Genomic DNA, 3,016 nt, shown 5'->3' with positions numbered 1-3,016 from the left:
CGCGAGCTTTTTCTTCTGGAGCGCTGTCGATCTTGTCGAATTCAACTACGGCCGAACCGAAAACTTCGGAGCAGACGCGAGTCAGAGCAGCGGTCAGAGTGGTTTTACCGTGGTCAACGTGACCGATAGTTCCGACGTTGACGTGCGGTAGGGAACGATCAAATTTTTCCTTAGCCATCGATATCACCCCTAACAGAAGAAATAAGCAAACAACCCTAGCCATTAAAACAAAGGCAGATATTTTCATATCTGCCTTGTTATATGGAGCTCTTGAGCGGATTTGAACCGCTGACCTCACCCTTACCAAGGGTGTGCTCTACCAACTGAGCTACAAGAGCGTAACACTTTGCACAACCTGCAAACTTGGAGCGGGTAGCGGGAATCGAACCCGCATCATCAGCTTGGAAGGCTGAGGTTCTACCACTAAACTATACCCGCGGAGCCTGCAGCTCACGCTAAAATCTGGTGGAGGGAGAAGGATTCGAACCTTCGAAGTCGTAGACGTCAGATTTACAGTCTGATCCCTTTGGCCGCTCGGGAACCCCTCCTAATCAGGCCGGCATTCTATACTATGCCAAACCCTTGTCAAGCATTTTCTCATTTAAAAACCTGAGGTTAGCTGCGTTGACATCACCTCACTGCTTAAACCCTTTCAGGTCTTCGCTGTGGAGCGGGCGCCATTCTATGCAAACTATTCCGCAGGTGCAACCCCCTCACACAGCATTATTTTATGTTTTAACTCATTGAATTCCTTGGAAAGGTTTTGTATCTGAGCATCCCCCAGCAAACGCTGGGTTTCGGGTGTAATTCGGAACCAATATGCATTGCTGGAAAGGTCTTTAGGCACAGCCTGAGCCTTCACTCCCAACTCAGCTAGACTCTGCCCCAGAGCTTGTGCCGCTTCAGGACGACTCAACCCACCTATATATAGACACTGCCCATCAGTCTTCGCACCCCGCGAAACATCACCAGCCTCACTCAGCAAGCGGATATCCTGCTGCGAACCACTATAAAGACGCAGAGGCGTGACATCCTTTGCACGCAGTGGCGCCTCCTGCTGATGCCAGACGTAATAAAACACATTGAGTACCAGAAGCAGGAGAAACAACCAACGCATACAAACCTCAGGACAAAGGACAAGCCATAGCCAAACCGACGAACACCAAATCAGGAACCACCCTGGCCTCAGGCACAACATCCGACACTAACTCAGCATCCCCCCCAGTGATGAAGACACTGAAGCTTTCTCCCCAGTAGGAACGCGCCATTTCCAACTGCGTCAGTACGAACCCCCTGAGCATCAACGAACAGCCACGCTCCACCGCCTCGACCGTATTGCGCCCCGGAACGTGACTCGTCAATGCACGCTCCGCCGCCAGATCGCCATAGCGAATCTTTCGAGTATGCGTACGCAATTGATTTCGCATCAATGGCATACCAGGACAAATGAAGCCTCCCAGATGCTCACCTTCCGACGAGATGAAATCAGCAGTCACCGCCGTCCCAAAATCAAGAACCAGACAAGCCCCGCCAGCCAGATGAAAGCCACCAAGCATCGCCAACCAGCGATCAAGGCCCAGACGCTCGTAGTCCTCATAGCCGTTCTTGACGCCAGACATTTCGCGAGCAGGTGTCGCACAGACAACGGATATATCGAACTCACGCTTGAGGAGACCAATCAGCAAATTGGTCTCGTCTTCAGTTCTTACGCTGACAAGGCGGCATTTGCCGAGAGACAACTTATCGAGCGAACGAAGATTGCCGACTAATGCCCCATCAGAGTCGACCACCCCTTCCGCGACAAGGGTACCGGCCTCGCCATTCAGCACCCGCCACTTGATGAAGCTATTGCCGCAATCAAGCTCAAGAATCATCACGCAACCTCAAGCTGAGCTCACCACCACTAAAGACTCTTTCCACACCATCTACCTTCAATCGCAGCGCACCCTGATTATCGACCCCCAGTACCACGCCATCTATCTGAGTAACGCCGGCAGTGAGAGAAACCGGCCGCCCTTGCCATAAATGGCTCGCCTCCCACTCCGCCTGAAGCGCTGAGAAACCGCCTGATTGGTGACGCCGTAAATAAAGCTGCAACTGTCGGCTCAGCTCAACCACCAGACTATTGCGATCACAAGGCTTCCCAGACTCGAGCCGTATCGAGGTCCACTGCTGATCAACCTCGTCGGCTGTTTGCATGTTCACGTTTATACCGATACCTAGTACTACATGACACACATCTGCCGGATCCCCAACCAGCTCCAGCAAGATTCCCGCGATTTTTTTTCGCCCCACCAAAACATCATTGGGCCACTTCAACCCGGCACCCGCCACCCCAAGCGCTCGCAAGGTTTGCATGACTGCAAGACCGACAACGAGACTTAACCCTTCAAGCTGGCGCATCCCACCGTCAATACGCAACACGAGACTGTAATAGAGATTCTCGGCAAACGGGCTTACCCATTTGCGACCTCTGCGCCCACGTCCAGATATTTGTCGCTCAGCCAGTATCAGAAAGGGGGCCATTTGGCCCCGCTCAACGGCACGCAGCGATTCGGCGTTAGTAGAGTCGATTGAGTTGAAGACACTCACGGACCAGTCCGCAAGACTCTCCTCGATCTTGAGCGAGTCGAGCAGCATCAGCGGCGAAGCCAACTGGTAGCCTCGCCCTCGAACTTTATGTATGGACAGCCCAAGCTCAGCCTCAAGATGCTGAAGCTGCTTCCACACTGCACTTCGACTAATTCCCAGGGCGCCCCCCAGAGCCTGGCCCGAATGGAATCGCCCATCCTTCAGAAGATTCAACAACGTCAGCATGCAGGTCTCGCCTCGGAATGAGGCCCGAATAATAGCCATGCACCGAGCTGTTGCATAGAATTCAAACAGCCGACTTTCCTGCGGGCAAAACAAAACCCCAACTGCTTTCGCAATTGGGGTTTCGGAATTTAATCTTGACGATGACCTACTCTCACATGGGGAAACCCCACACTACCATCGGCGATGCATCGTTTCACTT

4 protein-coding genes and 3 tRNA genes are annotated in these 3,016 nt (G+C 52.8%); all 7 read right to left on the bottom strand.

Annotated features, from left to right (window positions below; translation table 11 throughout):
- Nucleotides 1-178, bottom strand: a 178-nt coding sequence (locus DXT77_RS09130) for a GTP-binding protein (RefSeq protein ID WP_236223339.1), incomplete at its 3' end; no start/stop codon positions are given.
- An 84-nt stretch (nucleotides 179-262) separates the two neighbouring features.
- Nucleotides 263-338: transfer RNA gene (locus tag DXT77_RS09125), tRNA-Thr, on the bottom strand.
- Nucleotides 339-364: 26 nt separating this feature from the next.
- Nucleotides 365-438 (bottom strand) — tRNA-Gly (locus tag DXT77_RS09120).
- A 25-nt stretch (nucleotides 439-463) separates the two neighbouring features.
- Nucleotides 464-548, bottom strand: a tRNA-Tyr gene (locus DXT77_RS09115).
- Between the two features lie 143 nt (nucleotides 549-691).
- Complete coding sequence (locus DXT77_RS09110) at nucleotides 692-1,117, bottom strand: hypothetical protein (RefSeq protein ID WP_119427408.1); 426 nt, start codon at nucleotides 1,115-1,117, stop codon at nucleotides 692-694.
- Between the two features lie 7 nt (nucleotides 1,118-1,124).
- Complete coding sequence (locus DXT77_RS09105; protein WP_119427407.1) at nucleotides 1,125-1,874, bottom strand: pantothenate kinase; 750 nt, start codon at nucleotides 1,872-1,874, stop codon at nucleotides 1,125-1,127.
- Nucleotides 1,864-2,817 (bottom strand): bifunctional biotin--[acetyl-CoA-carboxylase] ligase/biotin operon repressor BirA, encoded by a 954-nt coding sequence (birA, locus tag DXT77_RS09100; protein ID WP_119427406.1) that lies wholly within the window; start codon nucleotides 2,815-2,817, stop codon nucleotides 1,864-1,866. Before birA ends, DXT77_RS09105 begins: the two co-directional genes overlap by 11 nt.
- Nucleotides 2,818-3,016: the final 199 nt, after the last annotated feature.

The organism is Pseudomonas sp. 91RF, assembly GCF_003576265.1.
Taxonomy (GTDB): domain Bacteria; phylum Pseudomonadota; class Gammaproteobacteria; order Pseudomonadales; family Pseudomonadaceae; genus Aquipseudomonas; species Aquipseudomonas kribbensis.
The sequence above is the reverse complement of the archived record's forward strand: the minus strand, read 5'-3'. Positions and strand labels throughout refer to the sequence as shown.

Bases quoted from the DNA above. Each gene is read 5' to 3' on its own strand.
- DXT77_RS09105 (WP_119427407.1), bottom strand. From the start codon at position 1,874: ATGATTCTTGAGCTTGATTGCGGCAATAGCTTCATCAAGTGGCGGGTG.
- birA (WP_119427406.1), bottom strand. From the start codon at position 2,817: ATGCTGACGTTGTTGAATCTTCTGAAGGATGGGCGATTCCATTCGGGC.
- DXT77_RS09110 (WP_119427408.1), bottom strand. From the start codon at position 1,117: ATGCGTTGGTTGTTTCTCCTGCTTCTGGTACTCAATGTGTTTTATTAC.